We start from the raw sequence: 18,415 nt of genomic DNA, 5'->3' as shown, positions 1-18,415 counted from the left end.
ATAAGGGGGCGGTCAGACCATCATCAGCAGCACGGCGACAAAAATGCTGCCGGCGGAGAAGGTCATGGTCCGAGACGACCAGGTGTTGAACCAACGTTGAAAGCTGGCGAGATCACGGGTCAGGGAAGTGGGCTGGCGAGTCCAGGACTGTTGGTCGAGGCGGAAGAACACGTAGATTTTCACCAGCGCGCCGACGATCTGGTTGTAATAGAGAATCGCCGGGTAAGCCGGGCCGATCCGGTGACCGGAGCAGGACAGCAGCAGGGTCAGGATCAGGCGGGTGATGCCGATCCACAGCAGGTAAACGAGGATGAACGCGGTGCCGTACTTGAACGACGCGATGAGCGCGACGGTCAGGCCCAGCAAGGACGTCCACATCGATACACGCTGATCGAACAGCACCACCGAGGTGAACAGGCCGAGGCGCTTCATCCCCAGGCCCAGGGCGCGGGAGTTCTGGCGCAGGTTATTGCCGTACCAGCGGAACATCAGTTTGCGGCTGGCCTTGATGAAGCTTTTTTCCGGCGGGTGTTCCACGGTGTGGATCGCCGCGTCGGGCACGTAGAACGTGTCGTAGCCCAGGCGCATCAGGCTGAACCAGCTCGACTTGTCGTCACCGGTGAGGAACTTGAAGCGGCCCAGGCGCCAGTGTTGCAGCGAGTCGCTTTCCACATCGGCGATGAAGTCCGGGTTGGTGACCACGGTGGCGCGGAACACCGACATGCGGCCGGTCATGGTCAGTACGCGTTTTGACAAGGCCATCGAGCACATGTTGATGTGACGCTGGGCGAAGCGCAGCTTGTGCCACTCGCTCATGATGTAGCCGCCGCGCACTTCGCAGAACTCGTTGGTGGTCAGGCCGCCGACATTGCCGAACAGCTGGAACCACGGCACGGTCTTGAGCACGACGCCTTCGGCGAGCACGGTGTCGCCATCGATCACAGCCACCACGGCGCGGTCGTCCGGCAGGTGACGGGAGATGGCGCGGAAACCGTAGGCCAGGCCATCACGCTTGCCGGTGCCGGGAATGCGCACGAAGTCGAGCTTGACGCGCTCCGGTGGATTCATCTTGGTCCACAGGCTTTTCACCAGCTTCTCATCGGACATTTCCACGATGGAGCAGACCATGGTGGTCGGCAGGCCGCAGTCGATCGCTTCACGGATCACCGAGGCGTAGACCTGGGCGGTGGTCAGCGCGTCGATACGGAAACTGGTGACCATCAAAAACACATGGGACGGGTCTGCCGCTTTACCCAGCTTGCGCACTTTGCGCCGCAGGTGCGGGTAGACCACGTACAGAAACAGCATGCCGCGCAGAAAGTGCGTGGCACCCATCGAGTAGCGCCAGATACCGACGATACCGATCAGGAAAATGAAGTCCTTCGACTCGGAGTCGAATGTGGACACAGGCAACGCCATGGCGATGCCCATCAAAATACTTAAGTAAAACAGCCAACCGGCGGCCTGAAGTAGGCCGTGCTTTAGCCTGTGCATAATCTGCATCCGTCTCGATCTCGGGCGAGGCCCGAATGGGTTAAGGCAGGCGTAAAAACTGTAGGAGCGAGGCTTGCCCGCGAAGGCTGCCTGCCTGACACACCGGGGCGCCTGGTTCGCCGGCAAGCCTGGCTCCTACAGAGCGCGGCGTGTTACCAGCAGATGCCTTCGGTGCGGCCACTCACGCTGGTGGCTTTCGACATGAAGCCGACCAGGTCGATCACTTGCTTGCCGTGCGGAGCGTTCTGCGCCAGGGCGCGGAATTTCTCGTCACGGTTGCCGAGGATGATCACGTCGGAGTTGTTGATCACTTCGTCGAAGTCGGAGTTGAGCAAGGACGAGACGTGAGGAATCTTCGACTCGATGTAGTCCTTGTTCGCACCGTGAACGCGGGCGTATTCGACGTTGGCGTCGTAGATGCTCAGGTCGTAGCCTTTGCCGATCAGCATTTCTGCCAGATCAACCAGCGGGCTTTCGCGCAGGTCGTCGGTGCCGGCCTTGAAGCTCAGGCCCAGCAGGGCGACTTTGCGTTTGTCGTGGCTGGAAACGATGTCGAAGGCGTTCTGCACCTGGGATTCGTTGCTGCGCATCAGCGAGTTCAGCAGCGGCGATTCCACGTCCAGGGCGCCGGCGCGGTAGGTCAGGGCGCGCACGTCTTTGGGCAGGCACGAACCGCCGAAGGCGAAACCAGGGCGCATGTAGTACTGGGACAGGTTCAGTGTCTTGTCCTGGCAGACCACTTCCATCACTTCACGACCATCGACGCCGCACGCCTTGGCGATGTTGCCGATCTCGTTGGCGAAGGTCACCTTGGTGGCGTGCCACACGTTGCAGGTGTACTTGATCATCTCGGCAACGGCGATGTCCTTGCGGATGATCGGCGCGTCGAGTTCTTCGTACAGCGATTGCAGAACGTCGCCGGACGCCTTGTCGAATTCGCCGATGACGGTCATCGGTGGCAGGTCGTAGTCGGCGATCGCGGTGCTTTCGCGCAGGAACTCAGGGTTCACCGCCACACCGAAATCAACACCGGCTTTCTTGCCGGAGCAGTCTTCGAGAATCGGGATGACAACGTTTGCGACAGTGCCCGGCAAAACGGTGCTGCGAACCACGATGGTGTGGCGGGTGGTCTTGTCACGCAGGACAAAACCGATCTCGCGGCACACGGCTTCGATGTAGTTCAGTTCCAGGTCGCCGTTCTTCTTGCTCGGCGTGCCGACGCAGATCATCGACAGGTCGGTGTCGCGAATCGCTTCCGCGAAGTTGGTCGTACCGCGCAGTCGACCGGTCTCGATACCCTTGGCCAGCAGTTCGCCCAGGCCCGGTTCAACAATCGGTGATTTACCGGCGTTGATCATATCGATCTTGTCTTTGGCGACATCGACGCCAACGACGTCATGGCCCCGTGCAGACAGGCAACCGGCACATACTGCACCGACGTAACCCAAACCAAATATGCTGATGCGCATCGCATTTACCTCTCGTTAACAAGACTGTGTTCAACAAGCCATTACATGGCCGGAATTAAGTGTGTTCAGCAGTTGTAGTGCGCTCGGAAGTGCGGCAGTCAGGCGCCACAATGCCGTGTACAGGCATACTAAGTTCCGAGTGTCTAAATAAGTGCACTCAAGGTGTGCGTAACCAGGCCTTATTATTATGACTTGCCCTGTTATGCAGCCGAGTCCTCTGGTCGAGGTCCTTCGTGCAAAGGTCTTGCGCGCTCAATGCCAGGCCGAAAGCCCGTAAATCAAGCGGTTTGGTGCTCAGGTGAGCACGTTTATAGGGGCGCTGCCTTGGCCGTGTAGGGGATAGTAGTGATGCGTTATCTCCTTTCCTTCAGATGTTGCCCAAATCAGGGATTATGTAGCCGAAGTTATTGTGACAACTTCGCTACGTGAATCTCTTCTCTGCGTAAGTTATCTCGTACATGTTCAGAGATAATGGTTACCGGTGGTATGAGCTACGCATTTGGACATAGTTCCAGTCCACCCATCGCGAATTCTGAAATTTCTTGAAATATTGAAAAAGATGGCACTGCTTTCATATTGATAGCAACGGCTGTTTCACCCTTGATACATAGGGTCGTCGTTGGATTAGATAGTTTTATGCCACTACTGATAATTTTTTTTAGTGCCACTACTGAAAAAAATCACGAAAGTCGAGTGAAACTAAAGTTAGGATTTTGATTGATTGAAAATTGGCGCCAAATAACTGGCGAAAAAGGCGGGGGATTGTTTGACTATTTGAAGGCGGTGCACGACGCTTTTGCGGTCGTGCACCGACCGGGTGCATTTACTCGGGGGCGTGATCGCGCAGGAACACCAGGTTGTCCGGTTTAGACTGCTCGGCACTGTACCGATAGCCCTGAACGTCAAACTGCTTGAGTGCGGCGGGGTCGTTGATGCGTTCTTCGATGACGAAGCGGCTCATCATGCCCCGGGCCTTTTTCGCGTAGAAGCTGATGATCTTGTACTGACCGTTTTTCAGGTCCTTGAACTCGGTATTGATGATGCGGGCATTCAGGGCGCTGCGTTTGACCGCCGAGAAATACTCGTTGGACGCCAGGTTCAGCAGCACATCATCGCCCTGATCGGCCAGGGCTTCGTTCAACCATTCGCTGATGCGCGTGCCCCAGAAGGCATACAGGTCCTTGCCACGGGCGTTGGGCAATTTGGTGCCCATTTCCAGACGGTACGGCTGCATCAGGTCCAGTGGACGCAACAGGCCATACAGGCCGGACAGCATGCGCAGATGCTGCTGGGCGTAATCGAAATCGGCTTCGCTGAAGGTTTGCGCGTTGAGACCGGTATAAACGTCACCCTTGAACGCCAGCAGGGCCTGTTTGGCGTTTTCAGGCGTGAACGCCGGGGTCCAGCTGCCGAAACGCGCGGCGTTGAGCCCGCCGATCTTATCGGAGACATGCATCAGCTCGCTGATCTGCGCCGGCGTCAGGTCGCGCAATTGCAGGATCAGCTCCTGGGAATGGTCGAGGTATTGCGGCTGGGTGAAACGTTGGGTGGCCGGCGGTGTTTCGTAGTCGAGGGTCTTGGCGGGGGAAATCACCATCAGCATGAAGTCGTCTCCTTTAATCGTGGGGCGATTCTAGGGGGTTGTCCGTGTTGACTCCAGCTATCAAGTCCATAGGTGATGATCGGTGGCCACGATCCCCTGTAGGAGCGAGGCTTGCCCGCGAAAGCGGTATGTCAGTCGGCATCATCGGTAACTGATACACCGCCTTCGCGGGCAAGCCTCGCTCCTACAGGAGATCGTGGCGCTAATGCCGGATCAGCTATAGTGCCGCGCGGGTTTTGTTCTGGAGACATCCCATTGCGTATCGTTTTTCTTTTTTCGGCGTGGCTGTTGAGTTTCGGTGCCATGGCGGCGCCGGGCGATGTGGCGACGCTCGATCGCAGCACCTGGCCTGAACAGCTCAGCAGCCCGACGCTGTTCGATGTCGCCTCGCGGGCAGAGATTCTGATGTTCGCGCGCGTGCTGCTGGCCAGCGAATCGCTGGATGACGCGAGCCTGGCCCAGCGCCTGGGCCTGCGCACGATCAATCCGGATTCGGTCAACCATCTGCGCCAGCGCATGTGGCAACGACTGCTGACCAACTACAACTTCGCTCAACAGAGCTGCGATCAGGACGCTTCCTGGTGTTATCTGGTGGAGGACATGGCCACTTTGCGCCAACAAGCCGCCAAGTTTCAGGTCAGCGCCGACAGCTACTACATCAAATGGTCCGAGCCGAGCCGGCTGTTCCATGCGCAGTACCTCGACGAGCAATTGCGCAAGGCTGCGCTGTTTCCGCAAACCAGCAGCGAAATCGATCGTTTTGGCGACTACGAGCGCAACGGCGAGCAAATGCATGACCGACTGTTCCTGTTGACCTTCGACAGCGCCGCCAATGCCGCGCCGGACAACACGGCATGGGTCACCGAGTACCTGCGCAAGGCCAACATGACGGGCACGTTTTTCGTCCTTGGCAAGGACATTCAGGCGCGTCTGAGCGATCGTTCCGTCGCCAGCCTGCAGGCCACTTACTCGGCGCAGTGCATCGGCGTGCAAGGCTGGGAGTTCCGCTCCCACAGCTATTGGCAGGACTGGCAGGACTCGGTGCGGCGCAGCGCCGAACTGGTCAAAAGCAAATTGCCGGAGAACTACGTGCCGTTGTTTCGTCCGCCCGATGGTCAGCGCCGTTCAGACGCGCAAGGCTTCTTCAGATCCCAGGGCCTGCAAGTGGCGCTGTGGGACATCGATGCCCAGGACGGCGCCGGCAAACTCAAGGCCAGTCAGAGCGCGCAGCGCGTGTTGACCCTGATGCTGTTGTGGCGGCATGGGGTGATCAATTTCAACATTAAACAGGATGGCGTGAAAACGGCGATGCCCTGGCTTGTGACGCAAACGGCGCTCAGCGGGATCGGTTGGGAAGATTGTCAGGATGCGTTTCGCTGAAAGCGGGAAAGCCCGTAAATATTGGGGCTAAGGCGATTTTGGAGGGAAATTCAGTGCAGGCGGACTTCCGACTTTAACGGCACATTGCCTGCAGGCCAAGGGCTATTCGTCACTCTGAAAAATAAACTTCAAAAAAGCGTCAAAGTGCTTTTTTCTGTCACATGTTTTGGAGTATTACGAAGACAGACCGCCGAAACCTGCAACACAGGTGGCGTCTCCCAAGACCCAGCTATGGATGCAGTTCACTTGAGTCCCCGCAGGTGAATTCGGCAGTCACTTCGAGGCGCAGCACCGCCAAGGTATTGCGTCGAATGGCTCCCACAAAGGTGACCGAGTATGGATGATCACGGACGTAGTTCTTCCTCCAACCAGCCAATCCTTTATGTACTCGATACCAACGTATTGATTCACGATCCAAACGCCCTGCTGAACTTCGAAGAACACCACGTCGCGATTCCGATGACCGTGCTTGAGGAGCTGGACAAGCTCAAGAGCGGGCATCACAGCGTGGCTGCGGAATGCCGTCAGGCGATTCGCCTGATCGACAAGACCCTGGGCGAAGCCAGCCCTGAAGACGTTGAGCTGGGGGTGCCGATCCAGCGTGGCAAAAGTGGGCCCAAGGGTTTGCTGTCAATTCTGATGAGCAAACGTGCCGAACCGAACATCATTCTTCCCGAACACCTGAATGACAACATCATCATCAACCAGTTGATCGACCTGCACGCGCGCGCGCCAAAGCTGCCCGTGGTGTTGGTCACCAAAGACATCAACATGCGCCTCAAGGCCCGTGCCTGCGGGATCGCGGCCGAGGATTACAGCACCGACCAACTGGTTGACGACGTTTCGTTGCTGCCCAATGGTTATCACAACATGGACGGCTCCTTCTGGGATCGCGTGAGTAATGTCGAAACCCGTCAGGACCACGGCCGCACCTGGCATCAGGTGAAGCTGACCGACAACCTGCCGGCGGTGCACATCAACGAGTTCATCATCGATGAGCAGGGCTTTGTCGGCTGGATCAAGGAGATCGACGAAGACAAACTGCTGATTCTCGATCTGCATCAGGAACCCCTGTTGCACCAGGAAGCCTGGGGCCTGAAACCGCGTGACATCTATCAGAGCCTGGCGCTGTACGCCTTGCTTGATCCGGATATTCACCTGGTCAACCTGTCGGGTGCGGCCGGTTCCGGCAAAACCATCCTGGCACTGGCGGCGGCGATCGAGCAGACCATGGTCAGCAAGCGCTACCGCCGGATCATCGCGACGCGCAGCGTGCAGGGCCTGGACCAGGAGATCGGTTTCCTGCCCGGCACCGAAGCGGAAAAAATGGAGCCGTGGCTGGGCGCCATCACCGACAACCTCGAAGCCTTGCACATGGATGACGAAAACACCCATGGCAGCGTCGATTACATCCTCAGCAAAGTGCCGTTGCAGTTCAAATCCCTCAACTACATCCGGGGTCGCAGCTTCCAGCAGAGCCTGATTTTGATCGACGAATGCCAGAACCTCACGCCGCACCAGATGAAAACCATCATCACCCGTGCCGGTGCCGGTTCCAAAGTGGTGTGCCTGGGCAACCTGGCGCAGATCGACACTCCTTACCTGTCCGCGACCAGCTCCGGGCTGACCTACCTGACTGAACGTTTCAAGGATTTCCCCAACGGCGTGCACATCACCCTGCAAGGGGTGCCTCGTTCGATTCTGGCCGAATACGCGGAATCGCATCTGTAACCCTTCACCCAAACCGGGCGGCCCTCGCGGGTCGCCCGGTTTTTTATGCCCCACACAAAACCCCCTGTAGGAGCGAGCGGTGCGACGATTCGACTTGCCCGCGAAGGGTACGACGAAGTCTGTCAGGCACACCGCGTTATCGTTTTTCGCGGGCAAGTCGAATCGTCGCACCGCTCGCTCCTACAAGGGATTGTCGTGATTCCATAATCAAACGTGCGGAAGATTGACCCACGGGTTTACAATCGGGGCTCTTGATCAGGAGTAACCCTGTGCTGACTCATCTCGATTCCCAAGGTCGCGCCAACATGGTCGACGTCACTGAAAAAGACGTAACGTTCCGTGAAGCCACCGCTCAAGCGCGGGTGCGCATGCTGCCCGAAACCCTGCAAATGATCGTCAGCGGCGGTCACCCCAAGGGTGATGTGTTCGCCGTGGCGCGCATCGCCGGCATTCAGGCTGCGAAAAAAACCAGCGATCTGATTCCTCTGTGCCATCCGTTGCTGCTCACCGGCGTCAAGGTCGAACTGAGTGCCGAAGGCGACGACACCGTGCGCATCGTCGCGAGCTGCAAGTTGTCCGGGCAGACCGGTGTCGAAATGGAAGCGCTGACCGCAGCCAGTGTCGCGGCGCTGACGATTTATGACATGTGCAAGGCCGTGGATCGTGGCATGACCATCGAGAGCGTGCGGTTGCTGGAGAAGCTCGGGGGCAAGAGCGGTCATTACCAGGCGGATCAGTCATGAACCTCACCGTGAAGTTTTTCGCTCGTTATAGAGAAGCACTGGGCGTTGACTCAGTGAAAGTTGAAGGTGATTTCGCCACCGTCGATGACGTTCGCGCGCTGCTGGCCAAGCGTGACGGTGCCGATGTGTTGAGCGAGCAGAACCTGATGTGCGCCCGCAACGAAGACCTCTGCCAACTCGACGAGCCGGTAAGTGATGGCGATGAAGTGGCGTTCTTTCCGACCGTGACCGGGGGCTGAACCATGGCGATTCGCGTGCAGTCCACGGCGTTCGATCCGGGGGCGGAAGTCAACGCCATGCACGCCGCCAATGTCGGCGTCGGTGCGGTGGTGAGTTTTGTCGGTTACGTGCGCGACTTCAATGACGGGCTCGACGTGGCCGGGATGTTCCTGGAGCACTATCCGGGCATGACCGAAAAGGCCCTCGGCAAGATCGCCATCGAGGCCGAACAACGCTGGCCGTTGCTCAAGCTGGAAGTGCTGCACCGCATCGGCGCCCTTGAGCCGGGTGAGCCGATCGTCTTCGTCGGCGCCGCCAGCGCCCACCGCCAGGCCGCGTTCGATGCCTGCGCTTTTGTCATGGACTACCTGAAAACCCGCGCACCGTTCTGGAAGAAAGAGAACACCCGTGAAGGCGCGCGTTGGGTGGAAGGGCGTGACAGTGATCATGCAGCGGCGGATCGCTGGAAGCAGTAACCCCTGCGGCGCATTCAAGTACGCCTTCGCGGGCAAGCCTCGCTCCTACAGGGATTTGTGTCATACGCATATTATGTGAACGACACAAACCCTGTAGGAGCGAGGCTTGCCCGCGAAGAGGCCATCTGCATCACCCAATACCTTCCTGACTCACCGCCCGACCACCGGCCGGCACATCCGCGTTCCCCCCAATTGACGGTTCATACATAAAAGTCCAGTATGGAATTATAAGTACAAAAAAGGCGTGCCCCTGTTTCTGCTCTTTCTTCTGTCTTGCCAAACCAACAACAACCCGCGAGAGAACGAACATGAAGAAATTCCCCCTCATCACCGGTCTGGCCCTGAGCCTGTTGGCGTGCAGCACTCTGTTTGCCGCCGAGAAAACCCTGCGCATCGGCATCGAGGCGGCTTACCCACCGTTCGCGTCGAAAACCGACAAAGGTGAAATCGTCGGTTTCGACTACGACATCGGCAATGCCCTCTGCGCGCAGATGCAGGTCAAGTGCGTCTGGGTCGAAGGTGAGTTCGATGGTCTGATTCCTTCCCTGAAAGTGAAGAAAATCGACATGGCGCTGTCGTCCATGACCATCAACGAAGACCGCAAGAAGTCGGTGGACTTCACCCACAAGTACTACTTCACCTCATCGCGCCTGGTAATGAAGGAAGGCGCGGTGGTGGATGATCAGTACGCCAGCCTCAAAGGCAAGACCGTCGGCGTGCAACGTGCGACCACCACGGACCGTTATGCCACCGAGGTGTTTGAACCCAAGGGCATCACTGTCAAGCGTTACGGCAACAACGAAGAGATCTACATGGACCTGGCGGCTGGTCGCCTCGACGCCATTTTCGCCGACACCATCCCGCTGAATGACTTCCTGTCGATGCCACGCGGCAAGGGATACGCCTTCGTCGGGCCAGAGCTCAAGGATCCGAAATACGTAGGCGAGGGCGCCGGGATTGCCGTGCGCAAGGGCAACACCGAATTGGTCAGCCAACTGAACACGGCCATCGACGGTATTCGCGCCAGCGGCGAGTACCAGAAGATTTCCGAGAAGTACTTCAAGTCTGATATCTACGGCGACTGAGCAGCCGCATCGCCAGCAGGCTGGCTCCCACTTTGGAATGCATTCAACTGTGGGAGCCAGCCTGCTGGCGATGCGGTCGTGGGATCATGCAAATCTCTGGAAACTGATCGAATTTAATCCCTTCTTAACCACCTTATCGTTTATTCCCCGACATCTGTTCCACACGCCCCGGGCTCTCCAAGGTCCGGGCCAGCGTGTAGACTTCCGGTCAATCGATATCTAGAAGGGAAACGCAATGAGCGAGGAAACGATGCGGTTGGGCCGTGAGCGGCGCTACCTGGTGTTGCTGGGCATCATCTGTCTGGCGCTGATTGGCGGCGCGCTGTACATGCAGATTGTGCTGGGCGAGGCGCCGTGCCCGCTGTGCATCCTGCAACGTTATGCCTTGTTGCTGATCGCGATCTTCGCGTTCATCGGCGCGGCAATGCGCACCCGCCGCAGCATCACGGTGTTTGAAACCCTGGTGGTGATCTGCGCCCTGGCAGGCGTCGGTGTAGCGGGGCATCACGTCTATACCCAGTTCTATCCGGCGGTCAGCTGCGGCATCGATGTGTTGCAACCGATAGTCGATGGTCTGCCGCTGGCGAAGATCTTCCCGCTGGGGTTCCAGGTCGACGGTTTCTGCTCCACGCCGTACCCGCCGATCCTCGGTCTGTCGCTCGCACAGTGGGCGTTGATCGCCTTTTTCCTGGTGGTGGTGCTGGTGCCATTGCTCACTTCGCGCAACCGCAAGGCACTGCGCTGAGGTCATTCGCGGTATCGCTGTGCAACACATGAAAACGCCCCGGCCCTCGTTGAGAGAGCCGGGGCGTTTTGCCATTCAGGGCTCGGGTAAAAAGACCTTGATGCGCGACAAGAACGGGTGCGGCGCATGTGCGACATGTTGTCACAGCGCGAGTGTCGCAAGGCGTTTCAGCGTGTCGGATTGGTATGCGTAGACGCAATGAAAATGGTCTTCTGATTTCGCAGCAGGCTTTAGCGCTCTCAACCTGGAACAGGCAGTTTTAACAGGCCTTGGCAAATTGCCAGAGCCCTTGTCACATGGGGGCTAAGGCAGGGTAGAGGGCAGAGGCAGAGCTTTCGATACTGTCTGAACTGCGCGTGGTAGCCCTACTTATTTTGGTGTTTTTGTTGAGAATGAATTTCGATAAGATGCCGCACTTTTGCGAAAACCGTTAATGATTGTTGCTGGAATGGATAAAAATTATTTCGGGATGAGACATGGTTTATGAATCGTTACATATCTACAATCGCCCGCACTGAATTCCCGGCACTGCTCACCCTGCTTCAGGTGCTTGAGCAGCAATAGGACGTCGAGGGGCCGGATGGCTTCATGCGACTCCTCTGGTGTCGGTGCCTTCCAACTATCCGCACCAAATGGAATTGGTCTGTAACAAGGCCTTTGACCACGAATTCGAATAAGAACTCACCGCTTGCCCAGGAATTGTCGAGCAGCGTCTGACGCGCGACGGGCGGCCCTTATTCAATCCAAGAAAATGCCAACCCTTGGCAGGGTGAAGTGTTGGCGATCAAAACCCAACTGCATTGCGCAAGCTGCTTTAGAGGTCGTGAGATGAGTAAAAACAGGTACCCCAGACTACTAGGCTTATTGCCGCTGATCGGCACGTTGTTGCTGTCAGGCTGCAACATGACCTTGCTCGATCCCAAGGGCCAGGTTGGCCTGGACGAGCGAAACCTGATCATCACCGCAACGCTGCTGATGCTGTTGGTCGTGGTTCCGGTCATCGTCATGACCTTCCTGTTCGCCTGGAAATACCGCGCGTCCAACACCGACGCCGTGTACACGCCGAAGTGGTCGCACTCCACCAAGATCGAAATCGCGGTGTGGGCTGTTCCAGTGCTGATCATCATTGCCCTGGGTTATGTCACTTACAAGTCGACCCACGCACTGGACCCTTACAAGCCGCTGGTCTCCGACGTCAAGCCAATCACCATTGAAGTGGTCGCGCTGGACTGGAAGTGGATGTTCATCTATCCGGAGCAAGGCATCGCCACCGTCAACAAGATCGTGTTCCCGGCGCACACGCCGATCAACTTCAAGGTGACTTCGGACTCCGTGATGAACTCGTTCTTCATCCCGGCGTTGGGCGGCCAGATCTACGCGATGGCCGGCATGCAGACCAAACTGCACCTGATCGCCAACCAGAACGCTGAAATGGACGGTATCTCCGCCAACTACAGCGGCGCGGGTTTCACCGGCATGAAGTTCAAAGCTATCGCCACTTCCCAGGAAGATTTCGACGCCTGGGTCAGCGAAGTCAAAAAGGCACCTAAACAGCTTGAAAAAGCTGAATACGAAGCCCTTTCCAAGCCAAGCCAGAACAACCCAGTCGAGCTCTACTCCTCGGTCACGCCGAACCTGTTCCAGATCATCGTCGACAAGTACGAAGGCATGAAACCAGGCAAGCCGATGCACCACGAGAAGAAAGAGCACGAAGTGGCCGCCATGGAAGGGATGGACATGAGTTCGCATTCAGCTGCCGGGGCAGAGGAGTAAACGATGTTTGGTAAATTAAGTTGGGAAGCGGTCCCGTTCCACGAGCCGATCGTGATGGTGACCATCGCCATGATCGCGCTCGGTGGTCTGGCGCTGTTCGCTGCAATCACCTACTTCAAGAAGTGGACTTACTTGTGGACCGAGTGGCTGACGTCGGTCGACCACAAGAAAATCGGCGTGATGTACATCATCGTCGCCATGGTCATGCTGCTGCGCGGTTTTGCCGACGCCATCATGATGCGTACCCAGCTGGCCATGGCCACCGAGGGTTCGCCTGGCTACCTGCCACCTGAACACTATGACCAGATCTTCACCGCTCACGGTGTGATCATGATCATCTTCATGGCGATGCCATTCTTCACCGGCCTGATGAACCTTGCAGTGCCGCTGCAGATCGGCGCCCGTGACGTTGCCTACCCGTTCCTGAACTCCCTGAGCTTCTGGTTGCTGGTATCCGGCGTAGTGCTGATCAACCTGTCCCTGGGCGTCGGCGAATTCGCCAAGACCGGCTGGGTTGCCTATCCACCGCTGTCGGGCCTGCAATACAGCCCTGGCGTGGGGATGGATTACTACATCTGGGCGCTACAGCTATCGGGTCTGGGTACGACGCTGACCGGGGTTAACTTCCTGGCGACCGTGCTGAAAATGCGTACCCCTGGCATGAAACTGATGGACATGCCGATCTTCACCTGGACCTGCACCTGGGCCAACGTCCTGATCGTGGCTTCGTTCCCGATCCTGACCGCTACCCTGGCACTGCTGACGCTTGACCGTTACATGGATTTCCACATTTTCACCAATGAACTTGGTGGCAATCCAATGATGTACGTCAACCTGTTCTGGGCTTGGGGTCACCCCGAGGTTTACATCCTGATTCTGCCGGCGTTCGGGATCTTCTCCGAAGTCATTTCGACCTTCTCCGGCAAGCGTCTGTTCGGCCACCACTCGATGATCTACGCCTCGGGCGCGATCTCGATCCTGGGCTTCATGGTCTGGCTGCACCACTTCTTCACCATGGGTTCGGGTGCCAGCGTCAACGCCTTCTTCGGTCTGGCGACGATGCTGATTTCGATCCCGACGGGGGTGAAGCTATTCAACTGGCTGTTCACCATCTACCAGGGCCGTCTGCGTTTCACCAGCCAGGTTCTGTGGACCCTGGGCTTCATGGTGACCTTCGCCATCGGCGGCATGACCGGCGTACTGCTGGCCATCCCGGGTGCCGACTTCGTTCTGCACAACAGCCTGTTCGTGATCGCTCACTTCCACAACGTGATCATCGGCGGCGCGGTATTCGGTTACATCGCAGGCTTCGGCTTCTACTTCCCTAAAGCGTTCGGCTTCAAGCTGCACGAAGGTTGGGGCAAGGCAGCGTTCTGGTTCTGGATCACCGGCTTCTTCGTCGCGTTCATGCCGCTCTATGTACTGGGCTTCATGGGCATGACCCGTCGTCTGAACGCCACCACCAACCCTGAGTGGGTGCCGTACCTGTACGTCGCCATGTTCGGTGCGGTGATGATCGCCGTCGGCATCGCTTGCCAGCTGATTCAGCTGTACGTCAGCGTGCGTGACCGCAACAAGCCAGAAAACATGTGCGAACACGGCGACCCGTGGAATGCACACACCCTGGAGTGGTCGACCTCGTCGCCACCACCGTTCTACAACTTCGCGGTCCTGCCAAAAGCAGAAACCATCGATCCGTTCACCGAAGCCAAGGAAAACGGTACTGCGTACAAGGCTCCGGCCAAGTACGAACCGATCCACATGCCAAACAACACCGCGACCGGTGTGGTCATGGGTGCTCTGTTGACCGTGTTCGGTTTCGCGATGATCTGGCACATCTGGTGGTTGGCTGCATTCGGCCTGATCGGCACCGTGGTGTACTTCGTGATCCACGCTGCACGTGATGATCAAGGCTATATGGTGCCGGTCGACGTGATCGAGCGCATCGAAGCCGAGCAGCACAAGCGTCTGGTAGCGGCCGGGAAAGTTCCAGCCACCGCCACCCGTGTTGAAACCTCGTTGGAACAGGCTTAAACCATGTCGAACTTAGTGACCAATGCTGGACACACCCATGTCGATGGACATGGGCACGATGACCATCACCACGACTCGGGCGAGATGACCGTATTCGGTTTCTGGCTCTACCTGATGACCGACTGCATCCTGTTTGCATCGATCTTCGCGGCGTACGCGGTACTGGTTAACAACGTAGCGGGTGGCCCGTCGGGCCACGACATCTTCGAACTGCCATACGTGCTGGGCGAAACTGCTCTGCTGCTGTTCAGTTCGATCACCTACGGCTTCGCCATGCTGGCGTTGTTCAAGGGCAAGAAGAACCAGGTCCTGGGCTGGCTGGCCATGACCTTCCTGTTCGGCGCCGGCTTCATCGGCATGGAAATCAACGAGTTCCACGTGTTGATCTCCGAGGGCTTCGGTCCTAGCCGCAGCGGCTTCCTGTCCGGGTTCTTCACCCTGGTCGGCACCCACGGTCTGCACGTGACCAGCGGTCTGATCTGGATGGCGATCATGATGTACCAGGTGCAGAAAAACGGCTTGACGGCGACCAACAAGACCCGTCTGAGCTGCCTGAGCCTGTTCTGGCACTTCCTGGACGTGGTGTGGATCTGCGTATTCACCGTTGTTTATCTGATGGGGACTATGTAAATGGCTAACGCTCATTCCCACGATAGCCACGACGCCGGCCACGGCAGCGTCAAGTCCTACGCTATCGGTTTCATCCTGTCGGTCATCCTGACCGTCATTCCTTTCGGCCTGGTGATGTACCCATCGCTGCCGAAAGCCTTGACCCTGTGGATCGTACTGGCCTTCGCAGTGATCCAGGTGCTGGTGCACCTGGTGTACTTCCTCCACCTGGACCGTTCGGCCGCGCAGCGTAACAACGTGATTGCGTTTGTGTTCGCCGCGATCGTGATCGTCCTGCTGGTTGGCCTGTCGCTGTGGATCATGTTCAGCATCCACACCAACATGATGGCGCACTGAGGTAAATCCGGATGTCCTTGAAGCACTTTATCCAAATCACCAAACCGGGGATCATTTTCGGTAACGTGCTTTCAGTGGCAGGCGGATTTTTCCTGGCCTCGAAAGGGCATGTCGATCTGGCCATCTTCCTGGCCGCCATGATCGGCACGTCCCTGGTGGTGGCATCCGGTTGCGTGTTCAACAACTGCATCGACCGCGACATCGACATCAAGATGGAACGCACCAAGAACCGGGCGCTGGTGCAGGGTTTTGTTTCCCTGAAACTGGCCCTGGCCTTCGCGACCGTCCTGGGTGTTGCCGGCGTTGCGTTGCTGTACAAGGTGGCCAATCCGTTGGCTGCGCTGTTCGCCGTGATCGGTTTCGTCATCTACGTCGGCTTCTACAGCCTGTACCTCAAGCGCAAGTCGGTTCACGGCACGCTGGTGGGCAGTCTGTCGGGCGCGATGCCGCCGGTGATCGGCTATGTCGCGGTGAGCAACACCTTCGACATGGCTGCACTGACGCTGCTGGTGATGTTCAGCCTGTGGCAGATGCCGCATTCCTATGCCATCGCGATCTTCCGCTTCAACGATTACCTGGCCGCATCGATTCCGGTGCTGCCAGTGAAGCGCGGGATTCAAGTGGCCAAGAAGCACATCCTGATCTACATCCTGGCCTTCCTCGTGGCGACCTTGATGCTGACCTTCAGCGGTTACGCCGGCATGAGCTACCTCGCCGTCGCCGCGGCCATGGGCATGTACTGGTTGTACATGGCCTGGACCGGCTACAAGGCAGTGGATGACACGGTCTGGGCACGCAAGCTGTTCGTGTTCTCGATCTTCACCATTACCGCGTTGAGCGTGATGATGTCCCTGGACTTCAAAGTGCCGACCGAGCTGTTGCTGACGTACGCGCCTTAAGCGTCGGATGCTGTAAAGAAAAACCCCGCCCTTTGAGAGAAGGTGCGGGGTTTTTTGTTGCCGGTATTCCCGTAGACCGTGTTGCCCCTATCGCGAGCAAGCTTGCTCCTACAATGGATCGGCGTTGCTCCAAATACAGACCCTTGTAGGAGCGAGGCTTGCCCGCGAAGAACGATAACGCGGTCTGGCTGATACACCGCGTTATCGTTCTTCGCGGGCAAGTCGGGTCGCCGCACCGCTCGCTCCTACAGGACGGTGGTGGTCAGTTATTTACTTGGGGTCTCGAGCAACCGAAAGAACCGCTCCCGCACCTGAACGTTGTCGCTGTGCGCCACGTTGAAACGCAGGAAGTGACTGGCATCCGGTGCTTTGCTGAGCAGCGTGCCGGGCGCGAGCACCAGGTCGATGTCCAGGCCTTTCCTCGCCAGCGTTTCGGCATGATGCCCTTCGGGCAATCGCGTCCAGATAAACAACCCTTCATGGGGCAGCGATGACACCGAGCAACCGGCTTCCATCAGCCAACTGCTTACCCGACTGCTCGCCTCGTAAAGCCGATCCACCGTGCGCCGGGTGTGTTTGGCGTAGCTGCCGTCACTGAGCATCGTGCAGATAATCTGCTCCGCCAGTTCCGAGGTCATGCCACCGCAGGCCATTTTCAGGGTGACCATCCGTGCCGCCAGTTGCGGCGAAAGTACGGCATAGCTGACCCGACTGTTCGCCGTCAGGGTCTTGGAGAAACCGGACACGTAACTGACATTGTCCAGCCCGCCCGCTGCCAGGCGCGGGGTCGTTCGTTGCTGCATGTCGCAATACAAATCGTCTTCGAGGATGTGGAAACCGTAACGGTGGCTCAGCTCCAGCAAGCGATAGACCTGCGCCGGGGAGAACGAGTGTCCGGTCGGATTGTGCAGGGTGTTATTGGTCATGTAGAGCACGGGCCGATGGACAATCAGCAATTGCTCGAAGGCGTCCAGGTCCATGCCGTCAGCGCCACGGGGGATGGTGATGACCCGGGCGCCATGCAGGGCCAGGTTGGTGTGCATGGTGAAGTAACACGGATCGTCGAGCAGCACCGTATCGCCGGGTTTGACCAGCAGGCGCATCAGCATGTCGATGGCCTGCACGGTGTTGGCCGTGGTGATGATCTGGTCCACCGGTACTTCGATACCCAGGGTCGCCAGTTTGACCCGCAACGCTTCGCGCAGCGGCAGGTAACCGGCGGCGACGCCGTATTCGCCCATGCGCAAGGAAGTTGCGCGCAGCGTGCCGCGCACGGCTTTGAGCAGTTCGTCCGCCGGTAGCCACGAGGAAGGCAGAAAACCCGCACCGGGGCGCAGCGAGCCGTTGTCCTGCAGCACCGCGCGGCGGACCACGCTGAGGGTGTCTTGAGGTTGCAGGTCCGGGCCGGCATCGGTCTTGAGCGTGGCGCTGGAGCGGTGCACGTAATGCCCCGACCCCTGGCGTGAAACCACCAGACCCTTGGCGCGCAAGCGGTCCAGCGCATCCACCACGGTGGACTTGCCCACGTTCATCAACTCGGAAAGTTCGCGAATCGGCGGCAGCCGCGAGCCGTGAGGCAGCCCGCCCTGGCTGATCGCTACCGACAATTGATCGACAATCTGCTGGACCAGCGGCACACCCGGCTGGAACTCGATGGCGGCGATCACTGCACGCTGAACCTGCATTTTACTGGTCTCTCCGGCAGTAAAGTTCGTTTGATTCTATACGAACTTGCTCTGATGAAAACAAGCGACTCTCTCTACCATCACCTTACAGACTTTCCTGATTGTTCGCGCTG

Annotated in this window: 16 protein-coding genes; 12 read left to right on the top strand and 4 right to left on the bottom strand. The window is 58.0% G+C overall.

What is annotated here, in order from left to right:
• Positions 1-12 precede the first annotated feature (12 nt).
• From alg8 to yaaA, 3 genes are all read right to left on the bottom strand, one after another.
• Entirely contained in the window at positions 13-1,494 is a 1,482-nt protein-coding gene (alg8, locus tag KGB25_RS17865) for a mannuronan synthase (protein ID WP_392885477.1), read from the bottom strand.
• Positions 1,495-1,646: 152 nt separating this feature from the next.
• On the bottom strand, positions 1,647-2,963 hold the full coding sequence (locus tag KGB25_RS17860) for a nucleotide sugar dehydrogenase (RefSeq protein ID WP_008044520.1): 1,317 nt from the start codon (positions 2,961-2,963) through the stop codon (positions 1,647-1,649).
• An 823-nt stretch (positions 2,964-3,786) separates the two neighbouring features.
• Entirely contained in the window at positions 3,787-4,566 is a 780-nt protein-coding gene (yaaA, locus tag KGB25_RS17855; protein WP_008025377.1) for a peroxide stress protein YaaA, read from the bottom strand.
• Positions 4,567-4,821: 255 nt separating this feature from the next.
• Here yaaA and KGB25_RS17850 point away from each other — a divergent pair, with 255 nt between their 5' ends.
• The 12 genes from KGB25_RS17850 to cyoE all read left to right on the top strand — a co-directional run bounded on the left by KGB25_RS17850 (position 4,822) and on the right by cyoE (position 16,617).
• Positions 4,822-5,946, top strand: a complete 1,125-nt coding sequence (locus KGB25_RS17850; RefSeq protein ID WP_223436078.1) for a polysaccharide deacetylase family protein — start codon at positions 4,822-4,824, stop codon at positions 5,944-5,946.
• Positions 5,947-6,282: 336 nt separating this feature from the next.
• Complete coding sequence (locus tag KGB25_RS17845) at positions 6,283-7,677, top strand: PhoH family protein (protein ID WP_008025381.1); 1,395 nt, start codon at positions 6,283-6,285, stop codon at positions 7,675-7,677.
• Between the two features lie 269 nt (positions 7,678-7,946).
• On the top strand, positions 7,947-8,420 hold the full coding sequence (gene moaC, locus KGB25_RS17840; protein ID WP_008044525.1) for a cyclic pyranopterin monophosphate synthase MoaC: 474 nt from the start codon (positions 7,947-7,949) through the stop codon (positions 8,418-8,420).
• Positions 8,417-8,659 carry a molybdopterin converting factor subunit 1 gene (moaD, locus tag KGB25_RS17835; RefSeq protein WP_008025385.1) on the top strand — a complete coding sequence of 81 codons (243 nt, stop codon included), beginning with the start codon at positions 8,417-8,419 and terminating at the stop codon, positions 8,657-8,659. Before moaC ends, moaD begins: the two co-directional genes overlap by 4 nt.
• A gap of 3 nt (positions 8,660-8,662) precedes the next feature.
• Entirely contained in the window at positions 8,663-9,115 is a 453-nt protein-coding gene (gene moaE, locus KGB25_RS17830) for a molybdopterin synthase catalytic subunit MoaE (protein ID WP_008044526.1), read from the top strand.
• Positions 9,116-9,423: 308 nt separating this feature from the next.
• Complete coding sequence (locus KGB25_RS17825) at positions 9,424-10,200, top strand: ABC transporter substrate-binding protein (protein WP_008044528.1); 777 nt, start codon at positions 9,424-9,426, stop codon at positions 10,198-10,200.
• Positions 10,201-10,435: 235 nt separating this feature from the next.
• Positions 10,436-10,945 carry a disulfide bond formation protein B gene (locus KGB25_RS17820; protein ID WP_223436076.1) on the top strand — a complete coding sequence of 170 codons (510 nt, stop codon included), beginning with the start codon at positions 10,436-10,438 and terminating at the stop codon, positions 10,943-10,945.
• Positions 10,946-11,773: 828 nt separating this feature from the next.
• Complete coding sequence (gene cyoA, locus KGB25_RS17815; protein ID WP_008025394.1) at positions 11,774-12,718, top strand: ubiquinol oxidase subunit II; 945 nt, start codon at positions 11,774-11,776, stop codon at positions 12,716-12,718.
• Between the two features lie 3 nt (positions 12,719-12,721).
• Positions 12,722-14,752, top strand: coding sequence for a cytochrome o ubiquinol oxidase subunit I (cyoB, locus tag KGB25_RS17810; RefSeq protein ID WP_008025397.1), 2,031 nt, complete (start codon positions 12,722-12,724; stop codon positions 14,750-14,752).
• 3 nt (positions 14,753-14,755) lie between these two features.
• Positions 14,756-15,382 carry a cytochrome o ubiquinol oxidase subunit III gene (locus KGB25_RS17805; RefSeq protein WP_008044529.1) on the top strand — a complete coding sequence of 209 codons (627 nt, stop codon included), beginning with the start codon at positions 14,756-14,758 and terminating at the stop codon, positions 15,380-15,382.
• Positions 15,383-15,718 carry a cytochrome o ubiquinol oxidase subunit IV gene (gene cyoD / locus KGB25_RS17800; protein ID WP_008025399.1) on the top strand — a complete coding sequence of 112 codons (336 nt, stop codon included), beginning with the start codon at positions 15,383-15,385 and terminating at the stop codon, positions 15,716-15,718.
• Positions 15,719-15,729: 11 nt separating this feature from the next.
• Positions 15,730-16,617 (top strand): heme o synthase, encoded by an 888-nt coding sequence (cyoE, locus tag KGB25_RS17795; protein ID WP_008025400.1) that lies wholly within the window; start codon positions 15,730-15,732, stop codon positions 16,615-16,617.
• 266 nt (positions 16,618-16,883) lie between these two features.
• On the opposite strand, the gene KGB25_RS17790 is transcribed toward cyoE, so the two are convergent.
• Complete coding sequence (locus KGB25_RS17790) at positions 16,884-18,302, bottom strand: PLP-dependent aminotransferase family protein (protein WP_192420430.1); 1,419 nt, start codon at positions 18,300-18,302, stop codon at positions 16,884-16,886.
• Positions 18,303-18,415: the final 113 nt, after the last annotated feature.

Source organism: Pseudomonas sp. BF-RE-21 (assembly GCF_019947305.1).
Lineage (GTDB): Bacteria > Pseudomonadota > Gammaproteobacteria > Pseudomonadales > Pseudomonadaceae > Aquipseudomonas > Aquipseudomonas migulae.
Note: the sequence above shows the minus strand (reverse complement) of the source record. Positions and strands in the feature narration are given on the sequence as shown.